This window comes from Nostoc flagelliforme FACHB-838, assembly GCF_014698065.1.
Classification (GTDB): Bacteria; Cyanobacteriota; Cyanobacteriia; order Cyanobacteriales; family Nostocaceae; genus Nostoc; species Nostoc flagelliforme_B.
The window spans coordinates 1-5,707 of record NZ_JACJSI010000369.1; the positions used below are offsets into that span (position 1 = coordinate 1).

6 protein-coding genes are annotated in these 5,707 nt (G+C 39.6%); 2 read left to right on the forward strand and 4 right to left on the reverse strand.

What is annotated here, in order from left to right:
- Nucleotides 1-1,262 precede the first annotated feature (1,262 nt).
- Entirely contained in the window at nt 1,263-1,874 is a 612-nt protein-coding gene (locus tag H6G97_RS43900; RefSeq protein ID WP_190946772.1) for an exopolysaccharide biosynthesis protein, read from the forward strand.
- A 99-nt stretch (nt 1,875-1,973) separates the two neighbouring features.
- Here the strand turns inward: H6G97_RS43900 and H6G97_RS43905 are convergent, their stop codons facing one another.
- From H6G97_RS43905 to H6G97_RS43920, 4 genes are all read right to left on the reverse strand, one after another.
- Complete coding sequence (locus H6G97_RS43905) at nt 1,974-2,231, reverse strand: hypothetical protein (RefSeq protein WP_242056019.1); 258 nt, start codon at nt 2,229-2,231, stop codon at nt 1,974-1,976.
- A gap of 194 nt (nt 2,232-2,425) precedes the next feature.
- Nucleotides 2,426-3,331, reverse strand: coding sequence for a beta-1,6-N-acetylglucosaminyltransferase (locus H6G97_RS43910; protein WP_190946773.1), 906 nt, complete (start codon nt 3,329-3,331; stop codon nt 2,426-2,428).
- A 432-nt stretch (nt 3,332-3,763) separates the two neighbouring features.
- Nucleotides 3,764-4,087: a hypothetical protein gene (locus tag H6G97_RS43915; RefSeq protein ID WP_190946774.1), complete on the reverse strand. Its 324-nt coding sequence runs from the start codon at nt 4,085-4,087 to the stop codon at nt 3,764-3,766.
- A 744-nt stretch (nt 4,088-4,831) separates the two neighbouring features.
- Entirely contained in the window at nt 4,832-5,467 is a 636-nt protein-coding gene (locus H6G97_RS43920; protein ID WP_242056020.1) for a hypothetical protein, read from the reverse strand.
- Between the two features lie 78 nt (nt 5,468-5,545).
- Here H6G97_RS43920 and H6G97_RS43925 point away from each other — a divergent pair.
- Nucleotides 5,546-5,707: IS630 transposase-related protein (locus H6G97_RS43925; RefSeq protein ID WP_190938912.1), on the forward strand; the 162-nt coding region annotated here is incomplete at its 3' end.

Genomic DNA, 5,707 nt, shown 5'->3' on the forward strand with positions numbered 1-5,707 from the left:
GGCATCATCAACAGAATAGTGCCTACAGTGATGACAGCTAGAAAACCCAAACAAATTGTGCGAGCAACAGTCATAATTAATTGAAAATTTCAAATTCAAAAACTCAATCATGCTAGCTAGTAGTCTGCCAAACCCAAATTGCTGGGTGGAGGCCGGCAGGGGAGCAGAGGAGCAGAGAAGAGATTTGTACAAGTTCTTTCACCCCTGCCCCTTCGCACCTCTGCTTGCCACCACGCAAAGTTTGTGTGGCGAAGCACTAGGCATTCCGGAAGCATTCGGTATGCCTCGGAGAGCAAAGGCAGCTTATTAAGGGAAAATCAGTAAATTTCTCCAGAGAACAGAAACCGGAGTTTATTATCCCTGTAAAGCAAAAAACCCTATTCTAATTAAAAACACACATGGTAGCCTAATGTGTATGTTTTTTTAATTCGGCTTTGTCCTATGCACCTACAGGTAATAAAATGCCCAGCCGTATCAAATATATTTTGGCTCAACCCAAGGACTGAGCCGCTTTCGCCCCTTCCTTCGGTGCGAAAGCTAGGCTCATAGCATTTTATTTTCTGGAAATCCCTTAACACAGCTTTTTTCAAGAGCGTAACACTTGACCAGCAAATTCAGCAATTTTATGATGCTCCTTCTGGTTTGTGGGAACAAATTTGGGGCGAACACATGGACGGGGCGCAACTTCATGACTAAGCTAATCGGCACTTAAATTGCATAATAAGAGAAAGTCGTTTAAAAGCAACTATGCCACCAGCAGCCAAGAACTTTTTAACGCCGGAGCAAATCAGCAAGCTTCAGCTAGTTGCTAAAGACTACAATCGGTAAAATAAATTGACCCAAATCACTATTAATATGTCGCAATAAGTATTCCAGGGTCTGAGGAATAAGCTTCAGTTTATCTGCTCTAAGCTGTTACGCATAAAATTAGTACATTTACCTGATGACTATTAACCGAAAACCCGTCAACAGTCAACAGTCAATGACCATCAAGAGTGTTTATATACTTTAGACGCGCATCAGCTTATGATTTAAATTCTCTAGTTTTTTACTTATTTTTCTGTCTTATTTGATTCACTTACAACTAATGTATGAGTTTAAACTTCCGTAAACATAGTATTGCTTAATCATAAATGCGGCTAATATTACTACCAGAAAACCACTAAAATACTGATGTCAAAATATGCAGACACAAAACTATGGGTCTGGATTACAGTAAAGTTTGATGAATTATTTGAGCAATACCCATTACCTGAAGCTTTATGACCCTAAAATTTTCTCAAGATATAAAGTCATTATTGCAACATTTAGCTGAAAAACCTTTGACTCTGGGTGACGTGATTTTAGAAACCTCAGAACGGGGTTTTAGCTTAGTGATTGCATTGTTGGTGTTACCATTTTTAATACCCACTCCACCGGGATTAAGCACTCCTCTTGGTGTAGCTTGCTTGTTGATGTCAGGACAGATGGCTTTGGGGAGGCGTACACCGTGGCTGCCGAAAAAAATTGCCAGCCTTAAATTCCCTAATTGGTTTGCTCAAACACTGTTGAAAAATTTACAACGTGTGACCAAAGTCTTAGAAAAAATCTCCCGTCCGCGTTTTCAGAAGGTTGCCGAAAATCCATTAACTTGGCGGTTCAATGGAATATGTCTCACCTGGTTAGCAATACTACTAATGTCGCCATATCCTCCTGCTACCAATCCTATTCCTGCTGTGGGAATGTTACTTTTGGCAGTTGCAACTATTGAATCTGACGGTATATTAATGTGCTTAGGCTATGTAGCCACCGTTTTGAATACCTTGTTTTTCGGTTTTGCCTTTTACCTTTTATATACTGGGGCGACCTATTTGTTACCTAATCTTTTTCGGTAAACTAATCACTTTTAGCTAGAAGGCAAAGAAATGTGGTTGAGTTATTCAAGTTCAGTAAACTAAAAAGTTCTGCGATGCCTGCGGCGAGCGTAGCCATCGCTACTCATTCCACTTCATCAGCACCCCATCCACAATCGCAATCCCCCACTGCGGAAACTTCACCAGCAATTTCTTGATCACAATCTGCAAAGCCGGATCATCCCAACACTCTTGCAAAAAATCAAACCCCGGATTCTGCCCCGAATTTGCCACAACTTTGAGTTTCTGCATACGCTCCGGTTGCATATTTGACCGCGCAACAATATTTACGACGGGCGCGGCGGAATTTTTACCTTCATCACTCCACAACAATTGCATAAAAAATATGCAGCCGCAGCTTCAACAATAGAAGTGATGGCAAGTTTATTCCGTAGAGAAGTGATCGCAGTTCCGTATGAGCGATCACTATAATTAATCCCTAATAGAAGCAGGCAAAGACAATCTAGTTATCAACTTGCCAAGCTACAGAGCTAAAATACTAATTTCCCAGTAGCTAGTTAATTGGTATGGGGTTATACAGATATAATCATATCAAGTTCATCAAGAATCTTGCTATCTATATCAATGTCAAATTTCCGAGCAAAATGAGCAGATGATGCCAATAGATGTGGTAAGTCTTCCATCAACAATATCTTTGGATGAGGGCCTCCATCTGACCAATCAATATAGCGCTGACGGTCATTTTTTAGCTTGAGGTGGGATGCATTAGCAAGTATAGTTTGAAAATATGACTCGTCTGAAAACTTCTTGATTTTACTGTAGTGCGAGATTATAGCATTTTTCTTGGTGTGGAAATCAATAATATACTCGGCAGCTTTGCGATTGGCGCAAAACCATTGACTACCACTAAAGCAAGTAAGCTTTTTTGAAAAGGGAAGAAAAGCTTTTGTTAATAACGGATGTTCCAAATGGATTTCTGGATTAAATTTAGCATAAGTTTTTTTGGAATAATTGAAAATAAACGATTTAGTACAATATCGTTCATAGGAGTTTTTCAACCATAACATACTTGGTATTAGATCATCCTTATAAGTTTGATATGTAATTTGCTCATACTGAATATAAGCATCGTATGGATTTGAGTTTAACTCATCCAATATTTGCCTTGCAGCTTTAATCGGATAGTCTGCTCCGCTAAGTAACACAAACCAGTCGGGTACATCAGAAGCCTTATACATGATTTCAAGTGCCCGTACCGTAGCTTCTACTAGAGAAAAACCTCCCCATTCTGTCTGTATATAAGGTCGTACTAGGAAGACGTTTTTTGGCATCTCTACAGATAAATCACATTTTGAAAAATCATGATGGCATACAATTACAGGATAATTAAACATTATATTCAATTTATTTATTAACCTGTAAATTTGCCGTGGCTTTGTGTGAGTTAATAAAATAAAGCCTATTGATTTGCTGCTCATATCTCGCATTTATTCAAATAAATACCAAGTAATTGCGTAATAGCAAACCGTAATCTACTACCCTATAAGTTAGTACGTTAACCTATAATTTCAACTTCTCGCTATTATGCAATACAGTTTTTCTCTTTGCGTTTTTCGTAGCGTAGCATAGCTTTCATCTCTGAGGATGGATGTACCTAATAGCTGCCGAAAGTACTGTACAACCCCGATCCTCTTTCGCAGTGCAACTTATAGATATGCGATATCAACTATCTTTCCTTATAGAGATAAGACTTCAAACAAAGTGCAAATTTTCACCACAGAATGAGGGTGGTTATACCAAGCTTGGGGAAGAATAGCCTGAGCAGTTACAGCATCTGACCTTTTGAACAATCCATACTGATTGACCTTTTGAGCTAACGGCTTTAAAGCTTTTGTCCAAGGTTGGTAGTTCTATAAAGGTGATTTACTTGCTATATCTAATAAATCATATCCGAGTAACTTTAATTTCGGATGATTTTCTGGAATATTATGTTTACTGGCATCTACAAACAATAAATGATATTGCTTACTTGATAGCGGACTTGATAGCCGATCGAGCAAGTTCCAAACTTTCTCTAGCGAATCTAAACGGAAATTACGTGAATAATTAACGTGTGGATTGCACCAGGGAGCAATACTCCGAATTTGATGAAAAGCAGGTAAGCCCAGGTACTTTGCATACTTTCTATATTCGTAATCATTGACAAACTTAATTACTCTCGTATTTAACCACATAGTTCATCCTTTAAACAGTTTTATCTATACAGAATTTGATTGTTACTTGGTATTCCTTTATAACTTTGAGAGAACTTAATCCCTAAAAGTTTTTCAGAGCTTTAATGCGAATTAACCAAATCCAGATGTCCAAGCGAAGTTTGCCAAGATATTAAATCTTTTCAAATTCAAAGTTATTACTGAATCTGAACCATTAGTGGCGAGCTTTCCAAGTATTTAAAAAGCTTTATTGGACAAAAAAAATAGTAGATTTACTTTCATTAAGGATCAACTTACTATCTAACAGCAAGCTAGTCAACTGATCTTACCAAACATCATACTTTTCCTACATTTCCCAATTTCAAATATTGCAAAACAATGATATTGAATGACAAATACATAAAAGAATGTTTTATACTTGGGTACAAAACATCATACTTTTCCTACATTTCCCAATTTCAAATATTGCAAAACGATGATTTTGAATAACAAATACATAAGAGAATGTTTTGTTCCTGGGTACTAAACGTGGCTGAAATACCCAAATTCCATGTAGTGCTATGTACGATACGTAACTTCTAAATTCATCTAATTCACCAACGCTAAGGAAATGTTGTTAGAGACGGCATGGCGTTGGGAATGGGAACGGGTGCTGGAATACGCCGACAGTTGAAGCGCGACACCGAATAGCCCGTCGCAGACATCGCTCAGAGGGTTGTCAGTTGTCGTAAATGTCGCATGAAACCACGACATGAATGGTAATCGCTACCGATTCCAATCCACCAGCACCCCATCAACAATCGCAACCCCCCACTGCGGAAACTTCGCCACCAGCTTCTTGATCACTATCACCAGCGCCGGATCATCCCAACACTCCTGCAAAAAGTCAAACCCCGGATTCTGCCCCGAATTTCCTGCTACTTTCAGTTTTTGCATACGCTCTGGTCGCACATTTGACCTTGCTACAATCGTCTCCTGTGACCATTTTTCAGGATTTGGCACGGACATGGCGGAACTTTCACCCTCATAAACTGTTTTGACTTCTCCACCCGAAACTGAATTTTCAACTAACAACGGAGCGGAATTACTTTGTTCTACAAGCCCTGGTGTTTGATTAGCGATCGCCAAACTTGAAGAAAATTCATTTTGGGCGACGAGCGCGGCGGAACAAGTGCCTTCATGACAGTCTTTCGGCTCAACGCCACAGTCCTGATTTTCAGCCAACAACAAAGCAGATTCACCCTGTACAGCTTCCACAAGCATCAGCGATGTGCAGTCATTCGCCGTAGGCGAGTCTTCCTCCTTCTCTGACACGCCTTGAACAATCTGAGGCGAAGCGTCCCCCAAGGGCGCGTGAGCCGTCTCCTCAACTTGCAAAATCTCATTTATAGCAAGCGCCAAGGCGGTTAGGACAAACAGTATAATTAGTGAGTAAAGTAAAACTAGATACAGATGAAGCGTTCAGCTCAAGGAAAGCTCATGCCAAAACCTTACAGTTACGACTTACGCCAGAAGGTAATTCAGGCAATAGAGTTAGACGGGATGAACAAAACGGAAGCAGCGCAAGTTTTTCAAATCAGTCGAAACACAATCAACCTATGGCTGCAACGAAAAGCCAGCACTGGAGATTATCAAGCATTA